At 65.1% G+C, this 17,396-nt stretch carries 15 protein-coding genes and 1 pseudogene; 5 read left to right on the forward strand and 11 right to left on the reverse strand.

Translation table 11 applies throughout. From position 1 onward, the window contains the following. Positions 1 to 222: 222 nt before the first annotated feature. Positions 223 to 477, reverse strand: coding sequence for a glutaredoxin 3 (gene grxC / locus ACNFIA_RS08435; protein WP_416784013.1), 255 nt, complete (start codon positions 475 to 477; stop codon positions 223 to 225). A 13-nt stretch (positions 478 to 490) separates the two neighbouring features. After that, a complete protein-coding gene (locus ACNFIA_RS08440; RefSeq protein WP_416784015.1) occupies positions 491 to 1,009 on the reverse strand; it encodes a carboxymuconolactone decarboxylase family protein in 519 nt (172 codons plus the stop codon). Between the two features lie 129 nt (positions 1,010 to 1,138). Here ACNFIA_RS08440 and ACNFIA_RS08445 point away from each other — a divergent pair, with 129 nt between their 5' ends. Beyond that, positions 1,139 to 1,963: an AraC family transcriptional regulator gene (locus tag ACNFIA_RS08445; RefSeq protein ID WP_416784017.1), complete on the forward strand. Its 825-nt coding sequence runs from the start codon at positions 1,139 to 1,141 to the stop codon at positions 1,961 to 1,963. 42 nt (positions 1,964 to 2,005) lie between these two features. Here ACNFIA_RS08445 and ACNFIA_RS08450 read toward each other — a convergent pair whose 3' ends face one another. The 7 genes and pseudogenes from ACNFIA_RS08450 to ACNFIA_RS08480 form a co-directional block, all read right to left on the reverse strand. Beyond that, positions 2,006 to 3,013: an AraC family transcriptional regulator ligand-binding domain-containing protein gene (locus ACNFIA_RS08450; RefSeq protein WP_416784019.1), complete on the reverse strand. Its 1,008-nt coding sequence runs from the start codon at positions 3,011 to 3,013 to the stop codon at positions 2,006 to 2,008. Between the two features lie 114 nt (positions 3,014 to 3,127). Continuing rightward, positions 3,128 to 5,149: an alkyl/aryl-sulfatase gene (locus ACNFIA_RS08455; protein ID WP_416784020.1), complete on the reverse strand. Its 2,022-nt coding sequence runs from the start codon at positions 5,147 to 5,149 to the stop codon at positions 3,128 to 3,130. A 140-nt stretch (positions 5,150 to 5,289) separates the two neighbouring features. Continuing rightward, positions 5,290 to 5,955, reverse strand: a complete 666-nt coding sequence (locus ACNFIA_RS08460; protein ID WP_416784022.1) for a DUF3313 domain-containing protein — start codon at positions 5,953 to 5,955, stop codon at positions 5,290 to 5,292. Between the two features lie 67 nt (positions 5,956 to 6,022). Beyond that, positions 6,023 to 7,324: an OmpP1/FadL family transporter gene (locus ACNFIA_RS08465; protein WP_416784024.1), complete on the reverse strand. Its 1,302-nt coding sequence runs from the start codon at positions 7,322 to 7,324 to the stop codon at positions 6,023 to 6,025. Between the two features lie 441 nt (positions 7,325 to 7,765). Continuing rightward, positions 7,766 to 9,892, reverse strand: a complete 2,127-nt coding sequence (locus tag ACNFIA_RS08470; protein WP_416784026.1) for a 4Fe-4S binding protein — start codon at positions 9,890 to 9,892, stop codon at positions 7,766 to 7,768. Positions 9,893 to 10,053: 161 nt separating this feature from the next. Beyond that, a pseudogene (locus ACNFIA_RS08475) lies at positions 10,054 to 10,178 on the reverse strand (SDR family oxidoreductase); the annotation flags it as partial. Positions 10,179 to 10,194: 16 nt separating this feature from the next. Further along, complete coding sequence (locus ACNFIA_RS08480) at positions 10,195 to 11,631, reverse strand: MFS transporter (RefSeq protein ID WP_416784028.1); 1,437 nt, start codon at positions 11,629 to 11,631, stop codon at positions 10,195 to 10,197. 207 nt (positions 11,632 to 11,838) lie between these two features. Here ACNFIA_RS08480 and ACNFIA_RS08485 point away from each other — a divergent pair, with 207 nt between their 5' ends. The 4 genes from ACNFIA_RS08485 (at position 11,839) to ACNFIA_RS08500 (ending at position 15,571) form a co-directional block, all read left to right on the forward strand. Continuing rightward, positions 11,839 to 12,690, forward strand: a complete 852-nt coding sequence (locus ACNFIA_RS08485; RefSeq protein ID WP_416784030.1) for a LysR family transcriptional regulator — start codon at positions 11,839 to 11,841, stop codon at positions 12,688 to 12,690. Between the two features lie 202 nt (positions 12,691 to 12,892). Further along, positions 12,893 to 13,897 (forward strand): acetoacetate decarboxylase (ADC), encoded by a 1,005-nt coding sequence (locus ACNFIA_RS08490; protein ID WP_416784032.1) that lies wholly within the window; start codon positions 12,893 to 12,895, stop codon positions 13,895 to 13,897. Positions 13,898 to 13,929: 32 nt separating this feature from the next. Next, positions 13,930 to 14,868, forward strand: a complete 939-nt coding sequence (locus tag ACNFIA_RS08495) for an NAD-dependent epimerase/dehydratase family protein (RefSeq protein ID WP_416784034.1) — start codon at positions 13,930 to 13,932, stop codon at positions 14,866 to 14,868. Between the two features lie 13 nt (positions 14,869 to 14,881). Next, entirely contained in the window at positions 14,882 to 15,571 is a 690-nt protein-coding gene (locus tag ACNFIA_RS08500) for a type 1 glutamine amidotransferase domain-containing protein (RefSeq protein WP_416784036.1), read from the forward strand. A 142-nt stretch (positions 15,572 to 15,713) separates the two neighbouring features. Here ACNFIA_RS08500 and ACNFIA_RS08505 read toward each other — a convergent pair whose 3' ends face one another. Both ACNFIA_RS08505 and ACNFIA_RS08510 read right to left on the reverse strand, forming a co-directional pair. Beyond that, positions 15,714 to 15,944: a hypothetical protein gene (locus tag ACNFIA_RS08505; protein ID WP_259755630.1), complete on the reverse strand. Its 231-nt coding sequence runs from the start codon at positions 15,942 to 15,944 to the stop codon at positions 15,714 to 15,716. Between the two features lie 91 nt (positions 15,945 to 16,035). Continuing rightward, positions 16,036 to 17,391 carry a DUF1329 domain-containing protein gene (locus ACNFIA_RS08510; protein WP_416784039.1) on the reverse strand — a complete coding sequence of 452 codons (1,356 nt, stop codon included), beginning with the start codon at positions 17,389 to 17,391 and terminating at the stop codon, positions 16,036 to 16,038. Between the last annotated feature and the right edge of the window lie 5 nt (positions 17,392 to 17,396).

Consider the following 17,396-nt stretch of genomic DNA (forward strand, 5'->3'; position numbering starts at 1 on the left):
CGGCGGATCACCTTGTGCTGCAGCGCAACCGAAGGTGTCGCGATGGGGGCGCCGACCACCGCTCCTGCGGTTGCTGACCTTTGGTACGCCGCGAGCGCTTTGTCGACCGGCCGTCCCGATGCCCACTCGGGCGCCGCTGGAATGCCGGGGGCTCAGTTCACTGGCAGCGGATGACGGTGAATCGTGCTCCGGATAGGGCAGGTTCCGGAGCACGCTTGCGCGTCAGGCGTGAAGCAACACATCGAGCCTGCCCTGGTGATCGAGACTGGCCAGGTCATCGAAACCGCCGACGTGCACATCGCCCACAAAAATCTGCGGGACCGTCCTGCGCCGGGATCGCTGCAGCATGTCCGCCAGATGTTCGGGCGACGCTTCGACATCGATTTCGACGGGCGTGACCCCTTTGCTCGCGAGCAGGCGCTTGGCATTCACGCAGTAGGGGCAGTGCTGGGTGGTGTAGATCGTCACCGGGTTCATGGTGGTGTCCTCTTCAGTGGGCCGACGGAGGAAAGTCGATGTCGGTCGTGGCGACGTTGTTCAGGTAGTTGGTCAGGGTCAACAACGTGACCTGGGCCACCACCTCCACGATCTTGCTGTCGCTCAGGCCGGCTTCGCGCGCCGCTGCGATCTCCTCGTCGCGCAACTGGCCGCGGCTTTCGGTGATCTGGCGCGCCAATGCGGCAACCGCACTCAGTGTGCCCTGACGGGCCTGGCTGATGGCCTCGTCGCTCAGGCCCGCCTTGGCGCCGAAGTAGCTGTGTGCGGCCAAGCAGTAGTCGCAGCCATTGATTTGCGACGTGGCGAGGGCAACCACTTCACGCTCGGCGGCGCTCAGCGAGCTTTTACCCAGGGCCTGGGCAAGGCCCAGGTAGCCGTTGAGTGCGGCCGGGGAGTGGGCCAGCGTCCCGAATGCGTTGGGGATGAAGCCGAGGCCTTTCCGGAGGCCTTCGAGGGCCGCGCGTGAGGCAGCGGGGGCTTGGTCCAGCGAGAGAGCGGCAATGCGAGTCATGGTGATTCTCCAGTAGGTTGACCAACGGGTTTGTCGATCAGGTGTGGAGTTCATACTAGGGAGGCAGGCTTTCCTTTCGGCTTCAGATCGTCGAAGTTATGCAACAGATCGTCTAAACCTGAGCGCACCATGGACCGACTGTCGACACTGCTCAAACACTTCAACCTGCACGCTTCCACGTTCCACCAGGGCGGGTTCTGTGGCACCGCCAGCCTCCAGGGGCAACACCGCGTCGGCCACGCGCATCTGCTGCGCTCGGGACGCCTGAGCGTCAAGGACAAGCGCGGCCAGCTCACCGAGCTGACCGAGCCCAGCCTGATCCTGGCCGTGCGTCCGCAGGAACATCAACTGGTGGCGAGCGAGGCCGATGCCGCGGAGCTGGTGTGCGCCACGCTGCAATTCGACGGCGGCGCCAACAATCCGCTGACCCTGGCGTTGCCGGATTTCATCATCAAGCCGCTGCGTGAACTGAATGGCCTGGATGGCACCCTCGACTGGCTGTTCAAGGAAGCCTTCGGCGACGAGTGCGGGCGGGACGTCGTCCTCAATCGCCTGTTCGAGCTGATGGTGATCCAGCTGCTGCGCCACCTCCTCGCCAGCCGCAGCATCGCCTCCGGGATGATGGCGGGGTTGGCCAACGCTCAGCTGTCCCGCGCGCTCGTGGGGATGCACAACGAACCGCAGCGCAATTGGTCCGTGGCGGAACTGGCGGATCGTTCGGGCATGTCGCGGGCGAGCTTTGCCGCGCATTTTCGCCAGACGGTGGGGGTCACGCCGGCGGACTACCTGGCGAACTGGCGCATCAGCCTGACGCAGAAGCGTCTGCGCGAAGGCCGCCCCATCGCCCTGATCGCCGACGAGGTCGGATATGAAAGCCCGTCCGCGCTGGCCCGCACCTTCCGCCGCAAGGTCGGCGCAAGTCCCAAGCAATGGCTGCAGCAGAATGCGGGATAAGGCCCCGTCGACAGAGGCGCCGATGCGGGATGTTCGAGGAGGTTACTGCTCCTTGCTTTCTTTCAACTGCCGCCTGCGCTCGACGGGAGGCATTCCGAACCATCGATGGTGAGCGCGGCAGAACGAGGTCGTTCTCCTGTAACCCAACTCGTGGGCAATCTGCCCAATGCTGAGTGCCGACTCACCCAGCAACTCCTCAGCCCGGCGGCGGCGTATCTCATCCACATGCTCCTCGAAGTCGATGCCGTCGTTGGACAGTCGCCTCTGTAACGTCCTGGGGTTGAGATCCAGCAGCCTGGCCACCTGCTCGAGGCTGCAGGCCTGCTTGGGCAGCAGTGCTTGAATATGCCGCTCCACTTCGAACCCGAGCTTCTCATCGGGATTCGTATGGGCTTCGAGGTAGAAGCGAACGATGGCGTGGAGCATGGCGTCGTGCCGGGCGCAGGGCTTCTGCATGTCACGTTGGCTGATCGCAATTGCGTTGTGATCCTGGCCGAACAGCACTTGGCAGCCGAAATATCGCTGGTAGACCTCGAGGCTGGATTGCGGCTGATGACGCAGCAGTACCAGGGTCGGCTTGAGTGGTGCTCCCAGCAGTTCCGACATCAACAGGCGACCGTGGAGCAACGACTTTTCAACGATCTGTGGAATGTCCTGGATACAGGGCAAGGCGTTGTCGAAACAAAGCAATGTGCAGCCGGGACGACGCTCCAGGTGAAAGAGGATCGAGGGGCTGTAAACCCGCATGTATCGCACGACGGCGATCAACCCTTCCCCGGCAGTCGGCGCCGTCTGGGCCAGATGCTGAAGCGGCCCGAGCAACGTTGATTTCTGCCGGGTCGCCAACTCCAGGCCCAGCTCAGGCATCTGCAGAGCGTGAGCACTACCTTCGAATATCTGTACGAGACTCCTGTAGGAGAATTTTTTCTCGTAATCCCCCACCACATCCAGTCCGATACGGTGAGGTGAAAGATGCGTGCGCAACGAGCCGCCGCGCTCGGCGAGCAGTTCACCAAATTGCAGGAATGCCGTGCCGCGAACCGTGTCCATAGTTGATCACTCCCTTTGGCAACCCTGGCGTACCCAGAGCCCTCGAAAAAAGCGGCAAGCCGTCAGTAAAAACTGGCGGCTTGCCGACGATACCGTTAGGCATCGGAAGGAGCATCAGGGGGTGACGATGTTGAACCAGAAGTCGAAGTTGTCCATGTAGCTCATCAGCTCTTCGAGCTTGGCCTGGTCACCGTTGACTTTGATATCGCCCGAGGCCTCGGCATCCTTGAGCGTCGCCTGCTTGAGCATCAGCTTATTGAGGGTATCGCGGGTCAAGGTGATGGTGGCGTCGGCGTCCTTGGCCTGTAGGCCTTCGGTGTGGTTGAGCACACCGTTTTCCATCTGCAGCAGGTACTTCTGCTTGAGGTCGGTGAAGTCGAGGTTCAGGGTGATCTTCTTGTCCTCCACTTCCGGGCCTTTCAGGCGCATGGCCAGGTAGTCGAAGAACAGGTCGAGGTCCATCGCCTTAACGGTGTCGGGACTGGCGGTGTCCGGCGTCGGCAGTTTCTGCACACCGTTGCGCAGCTCCTGCGCGCCGGTCAGGTAGAAGTTGCGCCATGGGCCGCTCTCGGCCTGATAGCCCATCTGTTCAAGGGCATCTGCCTGCAGGTTCTTCGCCGCCTGGTTGTTCGGGTCGGCAAAGACGACGTGATTGACCACCTCAGCTACCCAGCGGTAATCCCCCTTGTCGTAGTACTCCTTGGCTTTCTTGAGCACCGCGTCGGCGCCGCCCATCATATCGACGTAGCGCTTGCCTTCCTCATCCGGCGGCAGCTCGTGCAGGGTCGCCGGGTTGCCGTTGAACCAGCCGAGGTAGAGCACGTAGGTCGCCTTGACGTTGTGGTTCAGCGAGCCGTAGTAGCCACGGTTGGAGAACTTCGTGGCGATCGCCTTGGGCAGTTTCACCTGCTCGGCGATCTCGGTCATGGTCAGGCCCTTGTTGGCCAGGCGCAGGGTTTCGTCGTTGATGTAGCGGTACATGTCGCGCTGCAGGCCGAGGTGTTCGTTAACTTCCTTGTTGCCCCACACCGGCCAGTGGTGCATGGCGTACATCACCTGCACGTCGTCGCCCCACATCTTCAGCGCCTCGTTGAGGTACTTCGACCACGGCAGCGGCTCGCGGATCTTCGCGCCGCGCAGCGAGTAGGTGTTGTGCAGGGTGTGGGTGGAGTCCTCGGCTGTGTTGAGAGCCTTCATCTCCTTGATGTAGTACATCATCTCGGCCGGCGCCTCGCTGCCCGGCGCGTAGAGGAACTCGTAGTGCAGGCCGTCGATGACGTGCTTCTCGCCGGTCTGGGAAATGATGTCGGTGGGCGGAATCAGCGTCACGGTGCCGGCGGAGGTGGTGGTGCCCAGGCCGGCGCCGAGCTGGCCGGTTTCGCTGGGCGGCAGCAGGTTGCCGTACATGTAGCTGGCGCGGCGGCTCATGGCGGTACCGGCCATCACGTTCTCGGCCACGGCATGTTCGAGGAAGCCCTTGGGCGCGTAAATCTTCACCTTGCCGGCCTTGACGTCTTCCTCTTTCACCACGCCCTTCACGCCGCCGTAGTGGTCGACGTGGCTGTGGGTATAGATCACCGCCACTACCGGCTTCTTCGGCCGGTGCTGGTAGTACAGCTCCAGCGCCGCGCGGGCGGTTTCCTCGGAGATCAGCGGGTCGAAGATGGTGATGCCGGTCTTGCCTTCGACGATGGTCATGTTCGACAGGTCGTAGTTGCGCACCTGGTAGAGGCCCTTGGTGACCTCGAACAGACCGGAGATGTTGATCAGCTGCGACTGCCGCCACAGGCTGGGGTTGGTAGAGGCGGGTGCGGCTTCGCCTTCCTTGATGAAGTTGTACTTGGCCGGGTCCCAGATCAGGTTGCCTTTCTCGCCCTTGATCGGCTCGGACGGCAGCGGCGCGATGAAGCCCTTGTGCGCCTGCTCGAACGAGGTCTTGTCGTCGAACGGCAGCTCCTTGAGCAGCGCGTCGTTGGCGGTTTTGGTTGCCTCCGACGCGGCCTTGGGCGTTTCCGCGGCCCAGGCCTGGGTGGTCATGGAGATGGCGGCGGCCAGGGCGAACGAGGCACTGAATTTCCAGAGGCCATGGCCTGGCAGTTGGCTAGTTGGCTTCGTGGATCGGGCAATCGCTTTCATTTCAAGCTCCTTCTTGCGGAATGCGCTGTACCTGCGGGGGGCAACTGCCAGCGTTGTTTTTCGATGACGTTCTCAGTGCATGAGGTGGTAAGTCGAGACCTCGGGCACGTGGTCTGCCGGCTGGCAGACCACGTCCGGAATCACTTGTGTTTGAGCTGTTCGTAGGACTTGAGCATGTCCCGCGCCCAACCATCGAGCACGGCCTTGGCGTCGTTGGCGGTCATGACCTGGGAGGAGTTTTCCAGGTCCGTGCCGGCGCCCTTGCGCACGACCTCGGCGACCACCTTGCCGTCGCTTCCATCAAGGAACGCCGCTTCGGTAGCGATATTGGTGTCTTGGTCGCGAATACCGGTGGCGGTGCTCACCCCGGCGGCGATCAGGGCGATGGGGATTACTTCGTAGGGCGCCAGTCCCTTGGTGGAGGCACTGACGGCGGTGATCGCCGGACGCACGACCAGCACGCCCGGGCCGGGGCCTGTGGCCAGCGGCAGGGCTTTAGCGAATTGCGTCTGCAGCGCCTGGTCGTAGTACTTGGTGATGCCGTCCAGGGTACTCTGCGGGATCTTCTCGCTGGGTTGCGGCCGCGGGTAAAGCTGGCTCGGTTCGACATACACGCTGGTGAACTGGCTGACGTCGATGCCGGGTTTGATCCAGCGCATCACCGGTGCGCCGGAGGGTGATTTCTCTTCCTTCAGGACGCTGTAGTCCTTCAAGAAGCCGGAGTAGTTTTCGGGCTCCACGTACTTGCTGGCGCAGCCGGCGAGGGTGAAGGAAGCCAGGCACAGGGCCAGGAGTTTGACGTGCATGGAAGTGCTCCTTGTGGGTGTTGCTGTCGGGCGCGCTCTTGTCGTCGCGTGGTTGTTTGAAAACGGCTCAGAATCGCCAGGTCGCGCCGCCACCGATGATGTGCAGGGCGGCGTTGTGGTAGGTACCGGAAAGGGTTTCCCCGGAGCGCGACTTGGTTTGCTCGATGTCCATGTCGCCCAGCCAGACCAGGGTGTAGGCCAGGTGCAGGTCCAGGCCTTCCTCGACCTGGTAGTTCACCCCGGTTGCCAGGCGCCAGTTCTCGGCCATGGGGTTGTCCACGGTGCGATCCTTGTCGTCCACCGCCGAGCTGTCGTAGCCCAGGCCCAGGCTCCAGCGCCATTGCCGGGTGGCCTGGTACTGGGCGCCGACGGAGGCGTGCCAGGTGTCCTTGTACTGGCGGTCGACGGTGCGGCTGACACCGCCCGCGTTGGCGTCCACGTCCACACCGACCTCGCCGAACTCGCTCCAGTCCTGCCAGCCGAGGCTGCCCAGCAGCTTCCATTGCGGGTCGAGCTGGTGGGCGATGCTCAGGGTTGCCGTCTGCGGGATGTTCACGTCCAGCTCCAGCGAGCTGACGTCCAGGCGATTGAGCGCGGCGTTGATGATCGGGTTGCTGACCTTGCTCACGTCCGGGCTGTCTTCGAATTCCAGCTTCACCTTGCTGGTGTAAGCGAGGCCTACCTGCGTGCTGTCGCTCAGGCGGTAGAGCAGGCCGAGATTGACGCCGACACCGACGTCGGTGTCCTTGTATTCCAGCTGGCCGTCGGGGTTGTCGCGCAGGCCCAGCAGGTTGTTGTTGATGGCCATCTCGGTGCGGTAGTAGCCGTAGACGATGCGCGGGCCGATGCCGACCGTGAGGTCGTCGGTGAACCTGTGCGCGATGGTGGGCTGGAAGGACACGCCGATGATCGCCGTCTCCTGGCTGAAGTAGCGGCCGGCCCAATCGTCGTCGTAATTCAGCGCCAGGCCGAAGTTGCCGTACATGCCAAAGCCGATGGCCGAGCGCTCGTCGATCTGCTGGCTGACGAAAACGCTGGCACCGGGCAGCCATTGCAGGGCGTTGCCGCCTTCGTTGCCGTCGAACTGGTTGTCGGCGTCGCGGGAGAAACGGATGTCGCCGAGGATGACCTGGGCATTGGCGCTGACCTGCGTGCCCTTGAGCTGGGCGATGCCGGCGGGATTGCTCATCAGCACGCTGGGGTCGCTGGCCAGGGCGGCGGAACCCGCGTTGGCCAGGCCCATGCCTTCCTGGCCGGCCTCGTAGATCATGATGCCGCCGGCGAAGGCGTAGCCGCTCAAAAGCGTGCAGAGCGCAGCCGAAACTGCCGATGCCGAAACGTATTGTGCCCCTGCGCGAACCCAAGCCATCAAGCGTCCCCTGCTTATTGCTCAACATGCCGCCGCGCAAGCTCATTGCGCGACAGACCTTGGCTCCGACTGCGCTCTGGAGACGACTGCTGACGCTCCCCCCAGGGGATCGACGACTGTGAGAACCAGCCTAGATAGCCAATCGCGATGTGCAAGCTCACGTTCGGCTTAATAATCGATCAAGACGTATCAGGTGACAGGCGGGGAAGCGTGAAGAGTGCATCCGTAAAAAAGCCTGCCTTGCGCAAGAGCCCCAGGAGCAGGGCTCTGCTGACAGGATTGGAACTCTGCTCTGCCGATCGGCTGTCATGAAATGAGAGGGATGATGGGCGAGCGGTGAGGTTCGCTGCTGTCGTTTGCCGCCCCTGATCAAGCGAACCCCTACTCCACTTGCGCAGCGTGCCGGTCTCGCCTGCCCATAGCGCGAGCGGCGTTATCCCCTCACTGACTGGCAATCACGGCCGCGGCGCGTCTTTTGCCCTTGCGCGCGTTGATCAGGGGTACGCATTGCCGGTCGTCCCGGTAGATCACTTCGCATTCGTAACACTGGATGCACTCGCGGTAGTTGATGCGTCCGTCCGGTTCGATCGCGCCGATGCCGCAGCGGCGCGTGCAGAGCTGGCAGGGACTGCCGCACTCGGCGCGACGCGGCAGCCAGCGCAGCAGGTGAAAGTGGCCCAGCACCGCGAAGCAGGCACCCAGCGGGCACAGGTAGCGGCAGAAGAACTTGTGCACGAACAGCCCGGCGAGCAGAAGCGCCGAGGCATAGAGCACGAACGGCCAGTCCCGCACGAAGCCGAGGGTGATCGCGGTCTTGAAGGGCTCCACCTCGGCGGCGCGCTCGGCGCCACTGATCGACCAGAAACTGGTCGCGACCAGCCCGGCGAGGATCAGGTATTTGAGGCCCTGGAGCCTGCGGTGCAGGCGGAACGGAATTCGCCGCTGGCGAATCTTCAACAGGCGCGCCAGTTCGGCCGACAGTTCCTGCAGTACGCCGAACGGGCAGAGCCAACCACAGAAGTAACCGCGCCCCCAGAGCACCAGCGTGAGCAGCACGTAGCACCAGAGGATGCAGATCACCGGGTCGAGCAGCAGCACCGATGCGCTGACGTCGCCCGCCATCACCTGCAGGATGGCGAAGACGTTGGTGATCGATAACTGCCCCTGGGTGATGTAGCCAATGAAGATCAGCGTGTAGAGCAAGTACCCCCAGCGGATCAGCCGGAAGCGGCGGGCGTTCTGCGTCACCCGGCGGTGCGCCAGGATGATGGTCGTCAGCAGCGCCAGGCCCAGCAGCAACACCGCGATGCGGCCGAGATTCTCCTGCCATATCTGCAGCCACAGGGGCGCCTTGGGTTCGTCGTGGTTCGCCTCGATACTGAACAGGCGCGCGGGCAGCCGGTAATCCTGGCCGAAGCGACGAATCTCGTCGGGCCGCAGATAGCCTTGCGGGCGGGCCACCACCAGCGACAGTATCCAGCCCGACGCCGGGTCGAAGCCGGCGCCGGCCTTCACGCGGAACAGCACGAACTCGTTGAAGCGGGGCATGCCAGCATGCTGCAGCGAGTCGAGCTCGTCCTGCTCCAGGGCGTTGAAGAAGTCCATGTCGCGCAGCTCGATTTGCACACCGCCCTGATCCAGCGCGAGTCGGTCCGAAGGCGTGCCGCGGGTGAAGTCATCGCCCAGCACGGAGTAGGGGCCCTGGTTCATCACGGCGATCACCTGGTCGCCCGGTTCCAGGTTCTCCATCAGGCGCTGGTAGAGGCGATCGCCGAGCAGATAGCGGCCGATGGTCGGCACATTCAGATAGGCGAACTGCAGGTTGGCGAAATACGCCCCGGCTTCGTATCGGTGCGGGATCGGGGTGTCGCCGGCATTGCCCTTGAAGGCCGCCTCCACGCTTGCTTCCGGGATCTGCACTGAGCCCACCCAGTGCTGTTCGAGCAGTTGCTGCCAGTCCGTCGTTTCGAACAGATCCTCGCGCACCCGCGCCGGCGGTTTGCGTCTGGCGATGATCCCGGTTTCCTGCGCCACCTGCAGGGCCGATTGGATGACCGTCTCGTTCAACACCACCGCCGACACCGTGGCCTTGCTGATGCCATCGATATAGACGTTACTGCCGCTATGCTTGTCGTGCACGGCGGCGCTGGTGAGTTTGATCGAGTGGCGCAGGTCCAGCCCCAGGTACTGGCGGGTGAATTCGTGCATCGGCCCGGTTCCCAGCCCGTGCAGGAAGATCGGTTCATGTTGTTCGAGCACCTGCACGCCGCGGAACCGACCCTCACGATCGATACCCACCAGCAACTGGAACGGGGCACCGGAGAAGCCGGGCAGCTGCACGTAGTCGCCGGACAGGAAGGCATAACCCACCAGCTCCGTGACCTGGTACACCGGCCACACGCGGGGATGCTCCAGCTGCGGCATGATGTCGGTCGCTTCCGGGAAGATCGACTGGATCAGCGCCGGGAGGTCCTGCTCCGCACCTTCGATGTCGCTGGCCCCGGCGAGGCCGGAGACCAGCACTATCCACACCAGCGCCAGCAATGACGTCCTGAGTGACTTGAACATTCGTCCTGTCTCGGTTTGTCGTTCCGGATCGATCGATCCTGACACCAAGCCGAGACGCTGACCAAGGGTCGATAGTCGTGGTCGGACTGCTACTTTCGAGCGAGGCGTGGGCCACCAACAGTCGGCCAGTTTCGCTCGCCACCAGGCGAGCCGCCCGGCCTCTAGAACAGGTGCCTGCCGAGGGAGGCGCCTCCATCCACATAGAGCGTCTGCCCGGTGATGAAGGCACTGCGCTCATCCTGCAGAAAGGCCACTGCCGGCCCACCTCCTGCGGTTGCCCCAGCCTGCGTGGCCGATGCCGATCACACGGCCCGGTCGGGCGCCGATGCGTAGAGCGCCAGCAGTGCGGCCAGGCCAAGGCTCAGGGCGATGCCCAGCAGCGCGGCGATAAAGCCGTGGGCGAGCGTGGCCGGGTTGAGGGCCGGCGCGGCGACGGCATAGAACAGGCCGCCGAGCACCGCCACACCAAGGGCGGCGCTGATCTGCAAGGCCGAGTTGACCAGGCCGGAAACCATGCCGGAGCTACCGGCCGGGGCGCGGTCGATCACGCTGCGGATCAGGGTGGGCAACGCCCAGCCTTGGCCAAACCCCAGCAGGCCGACGCCCAGGACCAGCGGCACCAGCGCAGGGCGCTCACCCGACGCGGCGCCGCCCACCGCTGCGCTCAGGACCAGGCAGCCCAGCACCTCCAGCAGCATTCCCAGCGCCGGCACCCAGCGGCCGACACAGCGGATGGCCAGGGGAGTGGTCAGCGGGCCGATCAGAAAGCCCACGCCAAAGGGCACGAACATCAGGCCGGTGGCCACCGGTGTCGCGCCCAGAGCACCTTGCAGGTACACCGAAAAGCTCAGGAAGAACGCCGATACCACGTAGAAAAACAGCGCGCTGAGCAGGCCCGCCAGCACGCGCGGCGACCGCGCCAGCCGGGGGCTGAGCAGCGGTGTGCCGCCGCGCCGCTCAAGGGCCGCTTCATGACGCCAGAAGCCCACGGCGACCAGGGGCGCGCCCAGCAGCATCAGGCACAGCCACCACGGCCAGCCCAGCTCGCGGCCCTGTACCAGCGGCACCACCAGCAAACCCAGCGTCAGGGCGCAGAGCAGTACGCCGAGGCGATCCAGCGACGCCGGCGTCGCGCTGCGGGTGTCCGGCAAGAAGGGCATGCCGACGAGGAAAACGGCGGCCACGATGGGAAGATTGATCAGAAAGATCGCCCGCCACTGCAGCCCGAACAGGTCGGTTGCAATCAGCACGCCGCCCAGTACCTGGGCGAGCACGGCGGCAAAGCCCAGTGCCGCTCCATAGACCGCCAGCGCCCGTGAGCGCTCCTGCTCGGGAAACAGGGCATGGATGGATGCCAACCCCTGCGGCGCCATGGCGGCGGCGCTCAGCCCCTGCAGCACCCGCCCCACGATCAGCACCGCTGGCGAGGCCGCCAGCCCACAGATCAGCGACGCCATCCCGAAGCCTGCCATGCCCGCCAGAAACACCCGGCGGCGACCGAACAGGTCGCCCAGGCGCCCACCCGTAATCAGAAACACCGCATAGGTGGCCGCATAGCCGGAGATCACCCACTCGATCTGCGCCGGCGTCGCCTGCAGCCCCTGGGCCATGGACGGCAGGGCGACATTGACGATGAAGAAATCCAGCGGCGGAAGGAACGCACCGGCCAGCAGGACGGCAAAAGCCAGCCAGCGTCGCGACGACGGGGCAGTGGCTGTGGCGGCGATGGAAAGGGTCATGGCAACACCTCCGGGAAACGACACGTGGCCGCCAGGTTCGAACAGCCCCTGGCCGGGTCAGCGCAACGCTACGTACACTATTGAACGGTGTGGAATTGGCCTGGCGACGCTGCCAGGCTGGACTGAGCGCAGTTTGAAAGCCGGAAGGCGTGGGCGGGACTGCCATCGCTGCACATTGCACGTTCATTTTTGTAAGGGGGTGGCGGGGTGGATTGGGACGACTTGCGGTTCTTCCTGGCGATCGCCCGCGCCGGCTCCCTGGGCGCGGCGGCACGGCAGCTGGGCGTCAGCCACCCCACCGTGGGCAGGCGATTGCAGGCGCTGGAGCAGGCCAGCGGCCAGGCATTTTTCCGGCGCACCAGCCAGGGCCTGGTGCCGACCGCGATGGGCGAGGGCATCCTCAACCTTGCCGAGGAAATGGAGAGCAGCGCCCTCGCCATTGCCCGGCGCATCGATGGCAGTGAGCAGCCCGAAGGCATCCTGCGCATCTCGTCCGCCGACTGGTTTGCCGGCTACGTGCTGGCGCCGGTGCTCAGCGAGCTGGTGCGTCGCTACCCGGCCGTGGTGCCCGAGGTGATGGCCGGGCAGCGCCTATCGGATCTCACCCGCCGCGAAGCGGATATCGCCTTTCGCATCGTGCCCTTCGACCAGCCCGACATCGTGCAGCGCCGCCTGATGACCATGCCCTACGGCCTGTACACCAGCGCCGCCGTGCCCTTCGAGCCGGGACGGGAGGGCGCGGGCTGCAAGCTGATCCTGATGAATACCGCGCAGGCCTACTACCCCGATGTGCTGTGGCTGCAGCGCATGCTGCCCGCCGCGCCCACGGCGTTCACCAGCAGCAGCCGCACCGTGCAGGCGCAGATGTGCGCGCGGGGTTTGGGGGTGGCGGTTCTGCCGCGTCCGCTGGGCGACCAGCTGCCGGCCCTTGTCCGCATCGAACTGAGCGAAGCGCCGCCCTCGCGGGATATCTGGATGGGCTACCACCAGGACATGCGGCGCCTGGACCGCCTGCGCGCGCTGGCAGAACTGGCCGGCGACATGCTCGGCAGCGATTGAGCCGCGCCCCCACGGCGATCCGCCAGGGCGAGCCACATTCATCGTCCTTATTCCTGCCCACCGCGCCGTGAATAAGCCTCGGTCCTTGTTGACCTTGAAGCTAACTTTAACCTTAGGGTTCCGCACAGACACCGCCCCCTGATTCGGTGTGCAGACGCTGTTCCCCCACGCGGGGCCAGCCCACGACGCGGAGACCCTCGATATGAAACTCGCTTCACTTGCTCTTGCTTCCGGCCTTTTCCTGGGCGCAGCCGTTGTGCCGTCCTGGGCTTCCGAGCCCGCCGAGCCGACCACTGCCCAGGCCACCACGACCATCGCCGGGCAAGTGATCCCTGTCGTGGCGGGCGGGTTGTACGCCCGCTACCACTCCAATCCGCCGCTCTCGGTGATCGCCCAGGAAGCCCCGCAAATCGACCTGAGCTGGTTCAGGACGCTGACCAAGACCCGGGTCGACATGGGCTTCGAATCCTATTCGCCGAATTTCTACTACAACAACAGTCGGGTCACGGCGGTTTTCACGGCCGACCTGGACAGGCTCCGGGCGCTGATGCCGGCCAAGGTGCTGGAACAGGTGCAACCGCTGCAGATCTGGCCGGGGCGCGGTGTGGTCGCCCTGACGGCCTATGCCTATCACTACTGCGACAACGACAGTTACAACGAGATCGCCCTGTCGATCGTCACCAACAAGCCGGGCGCCAGCAACCTGGGCCCCATCAGCCTGATCAGCCAGTCGATGAGCAAGGACCTGTGGGGGTACGTATTGAAACTGCCGGTGAACACCGAACTGGCCCGGGTGCGCGGCGTGGTGGGCTACAACCTGCCCAAGTGGCTGACCCCTATCGACTACCGTGAGACTGACACGTCGGTGGTCGTGAGCATCAGCGATAGCCAGACCGGCAAGGTCGACGTGACCCTGGAGACGGCAAAGCTCGACGACCTGTCCCAGGACGTGGAGCTGGTCACCAACAGCTTCACCAACCTCGACCACCAGGCCGAGCTCAGCTACGGCTACGCCGTTTCCCGGCAGTTGCGCCACGCCTCCACGACGCGCTCGGACGCCGTCAAGCTGACCCTGGGCGACGGCAGTCTGTCGACCTATATCCAGTCGCTGAAACTGGGTTCGCTGCTGAAATACGAGTACGTGCCGCAGTTCCAGAGTGCGCTGTATGCGCCGGCGCCGCTGCAGACGATGCTGGTGCGCGAGTGAGCGGGGCCGGCCCGGCCGAATGAGGAGAACGCATGCAAACCATCTTGGGCGCCACCGGCCAGATTGCGGTGGAACTGGCGCGGGAGCTGAACCGTGCCTACACGACCGACCTGCGCCTGGTGAGTCGCAACCCCCGCAAGGTCAACGACGCCGACGCCCTGGTGACGGCCGACCTGCTCGATGCCGGCCAGACCGCCAGGGCGGTGGAGGGCAGCAGTATCGTCTACTTCACGGCGGGCCTGCCGCCCGATACGCAGCTGTGGGAGCAGCAGTTCCCGACCATGCTGAGGAATGCCCTGGAGGCGACCCGGGCAGCGAAGGCCAGGTTCGTCTACTTCGACAATACCTACATGTACCCGCAGGATGATCGCCTGTTGACCGAGGCCACCGAGTTCGCCCCCGTTGGGCGCAAGGGCAGGGTGCGTGCGGCGATGGCATCGATGGTGCTGGAGGAGATGGCGCGGGGCGAGATCCCCGTGCTCATCGGTCGCGCGCCGGAATTCTACGGTCCCGGCAAGACGCAGAGCATTACCAACACCCTGGTCATCGACCGGATCAACGCCGGCCAGACGGCCCGCGTACCGGTGCGCGACGACACCCGCCGCACGCTCATCTGGACGCCGGATGCCAGCCGTGCGCTGGCGGCGCTGGGCAACGCGGCGGACGCCTTCGGGCAGACCTGGCACCTGCCCTGCGACGACGCTCGCCTGACCTACCGGGAGCTCGTCGCGCTGGCCTGCGAACAGGTTGGCCGTGAACCGTCCCACCAGGTGCTCGGCAAGTGGACGTTGGTGGCCCTGGGCCTCGTCTCCCGCCAGGTACGCGAACTTCGAGAGCTGCTGCCGCGCTATGCCCACGACAACCTGTTCGACTCGGGCAAGTTCAAGCAGCGCTTCCCGCAGTTCCAGGTGACCACCTATCGCCAAGGGCTCGAGCAGATGTTGGCCGAGTCCCGCCGCCATCACGTTTGAAAGGGAGGCCGCCATGCCCCGTCGTATTCTCCATGTCGTCTCCAACGTGGCTCACTTCGATAACCCCGCCGAGCCCACCGGGCTGTGGCTATCGGAGCTGTCGCACGCCTACGATCTTTTCGCTGCCCAGGGCTACGAGCAGCAGCTGGTCAGCCCAAAGGGCGGGGAAGTCCCGCTGGAGCCCCGCTCCCTGAAATGGCCGAACGCCGATGCATCGGCCAAGGGCTGGTTGGCCGACCCGGCCCGCATGGCCCTGCTCGCCAACACGGCTTCGCCGCAGGCGCTCCACGGCAGGGATTTCGATGCCATCTACTTCACCGGCGGCCATGCCGTGATGTACGACTACCCCGATGACGCGGGCCTGCAGCGACTCACCCGCGAGGTCTACGAGCACGGCGGCGTCGTCGCCTCCGTGTGCCACGGCTACTGCGGCCTCCTGAACACCCGCCTGTCTGACGGCGCCTTGCTCGTCGCAGGGCGACGCGTCACCGGCTTTACCTGGATGGAGGAGATCCTGGCCGGCGTGGCCAAGCAGGTGCCCTACAACGCCGAGGACGAAATGAAACGACGTGGCGCCCGGTTCGAAAAAGCGCTGGTGCCCTTCACGCCCAAGGCGGTGGTCGACGGTCGCCTGGTGACGGGGCAGAACCCCCAGTCCGCCAAGGTCACGGCCAAACGGGTCATTTCGGTTTTGAGCGCCTGACGCCTGCCGACGTGCTGGCCGACGTGCTGGCCGTGCGGCCATGATTGAAGGTTCGGTTGCCGGTCAACCCGAGGCAACCGAACAGCTGGCGTCCATGCCCCTTCGAAGGTGTGAACGCTGCCGTTGCCTTCGCGTGGCGCCTTCAGCGCAGCCGAATCCGAACGATGTTGACCGAGAGCAGCGGCAGGTCCGTGTTGCCCACGTAGCTCCTGATCCAACGCTGGGTCCGCTCGACGTCCACGCACGCGCCGGCGGCGAACAGCTGGATCGAACCCTGCGAAATCCGGTACGGACCGCAGCGGGCGCAGACCACCCGCAGCAGGTGGCCGGCTGGAAAGCAGGTGGCCGGCGCTCTGCAGACGTAACACTCCATCATACTTCTCCCACGGCTCGGTACGCCCGCTGGCGTCGCCTGCCAACGCGGGCAGAGCGCACCCTGCCCACGTATCGCCGGCGACGCCGGATCAGCGAATCCCGGCATTGCGAAGGGCGGTCGGCGTGTAGTCGACGCTGCTCGCCTTCACGCCGAATTCCACCTGGGACTTTTCCTGGTTCGTCAGGCCTGACACCAGGTAGCGGCCATTGATGAGGTCGTAGATCGCTTCCACGCCCAGCCAGGGGATCTGCTTGTCGTACAGCGGCGTCATGAAGCTTTCGCCGACGCGCCAGAGGGTGCCACGGCCGTCGTAATGGTCGACGAGCACGGCCTGCCAGGTGTCCTCGTCGAGGAACAGCACGCGGCGTGCGTAGATGTGCCGCTCGCCGGCGCGCAGGGTGCCTTCCACTTGCCAGACGCGGTGCTTCTCGTAACGCACCAGGTCCTGGTTGAGGTGGCCGGGCTTGATCAGGTCGTCGTAGCGGTGGGTGGTGGAGTCGAGCGCGAAGGTGTTGTACGGCACGTAGATTTCCTTCTTGCCCAGCAGCTTCCACTCGTAGCGGTCCGGCGCACCGTTGAACATGTCCAGGTTGTCCGCCACGCGCAGGCCGTCCGAGGCCGGGTAGGGGCCGTCGTAGGCGATCTGCGGGGCGCGCCGCACGCGTCGCTGGCCGGCGTTGTAGATCCAGGCCATGCGCGGCTCGCGGACCTGGTCGAGGGTCTCGTGGACCAGCACCACATCGCCCGCCAGGCGCGCCGGCGCGGTGACCAGTTGCTTGAAGTAGAAGAGGACGTTGTTGTCCTTGTCCGGGCTGTAGTCGGTGAGCTGGTCGCGGTAGCTGAACTGCTGCCGGAAGTAGGTGGGCGTGTAGGTGCCGTTGGCGGTGGGCGTCGCCTGCACGTGCAGGCGCTGGGCGCTGCCGCCGCGGTAGCGGGTGATGTGGTTCCACAGGGCCTCGATGCCACTCTGCGGGATGGGGAAGGGGATCGCCGTCTGGAAGTCCTTCAGGCCATTGCCGCCCTCCACGAGGCTGGCGCGCCGCGCATTGCCGGCCACCGCCTGCAGCACGCTGGCGGGGTAGGTCGCCGAACGGTGCGTCGGGTAGACGGTGAGGTGGTAGTCCGGGTAGCGCTGGAGCATCGCCTGCTGGCCGGGGGTGAGGTTCGCCGCGTACTGCGCCCTGTTCTGCGCGGTGATGGTGAACAGCGGCTTGTCGGCAGCGAAGGGGTCGCTCAGGCGGCCGTCGGCGCCGCGGCTACCGGCGTTGGTGGGTAGGCCGCCGTCCCAGGCGGGGATGCTGCCGTCGGCGTTGCCGGCGCGTTCCGCGCCCAGGGGGGTGAGGCTGCTGCCCAGTTTCGCCGCTTCGGACTCCGGAACGGCGGCTTGCAGGCTGAAGGGCAGGGCGAGGAGCAGCAGGGATGCGCACGCAAGTTTCTGGTTCATGGGTT

It is taken from the genome of Pseudomonas sp. NY15437 (assembly GCF_048068435.1).
GTDB classification, from domain to species: domain Bacteria; phylum Pseudomonadota; class Gammaproteobacteria; order Pseudomonadales; family Pseudomonadaceae; genus Pseudomonas; species Pseudomonas nitroreducens_B.

Bases quoted from the DNA above. Each gene is read 5' to 3' on its own strand.
- ACNFIA_RS08465 (WP_416784024.1), bottom strand. From the start codon at position 7,324: ATGGCTTGGGTTCGCGCAGGGGCACAATACGTTTCGGCATCGGCAGTT.
- ACNFIA_RS08445 (WP_416784017.1), top strand. From the start codon at position 1,139: ATGGACCGACTGTCGACACTGCTCAAACACTTCAACCTGCACGCTTCC.
- ACNFIA_RS08455 (WP_416784020.1), bottom strand. From the start codon at position 5,149: ATGAAAGCGATTGCCCGATCCACGAAGCCAACTAGCCAACTGCCAGGC.
- ACNFIA_RS08500 (WP_416784036.1), top strand. From the start codon at position 14,882: ATGCCCCGTCGTATTCTCCATGTCGTCTCCAACGTGGCTCACTTCGAT.
- ACNFIA_RS08450 (WP_416784019.1), bottom strand. From the start codon at position 3,013: ATGGACACGGTTCGCGGCACGGCATTCCTGCAATTTGGTGAACTGCTC.
- ACNFIA_RS08505 (WP_259755630.1), bottom strand. From the start codon at position 15,944: ATGGAGTGTTACGTCTGCAGAGCGCCGGCCACCTGCTTTCCAGCCGGC.
- ACNFIA_RS08440 (WP_416784015.1), bottom strand. From the start codon at position 1,009: ATGACTCGCATTGCCGCTCTCTCGCTGGACCAAGCCCCCGCTGCCTCA.
- grxC (WP_416784013.1), bottom strand. From the start codon at position 477: ATGAACCCGGTGACGATCTACACCACCCAGCACTGCCCCTACTGCGTG.
- ACNFIA_RS08480 (WP_416784028.1), bottom strand. From the start codon at position 11,631: ATGACCCTTTCCATCGCCGCCACAGCCACTGCCCCGTCGTCGCGACGC.
- ACNFIA_RS08510 (WP_416784039.1), bottom strand. From the start codon at position 17,391: ATGAACCAGAAACTTGCGTGCGCATCCCTGCTGCTCCTCGCCCTGCCC.
- ACNFIA_RS08460 (WP_416784022.1), bottom strand. From the start codon at position 5,955: ATGCACGTCAAACTCCTGGCCCTGTGCCTGGCTTCCTTCACCCTCGCC.
- ACNFIA_RS08490 (WP_416784032.1), top strand. From the start codon at position 12,893: ATGAAACTCGCTTCACTTGCTCTTGCTTCCGGCCTTTTCCTGGGCGCA.
- ACNFIA_RS08470 (WP_416784026.1), bottom strand. From the start codon at position 9,892: ATGTTCAAGTCACTCAGGACGTCATTGCTGGCGCTGGTGTGGATAGTG.
- ACNFIA_RS08495 (WP_416784034.1), top strand. From the start codon at position 13,930: ATGCAAACCATCTTGGGCGCCACCGGCCAGATTGCGGTGGAACTGGCG.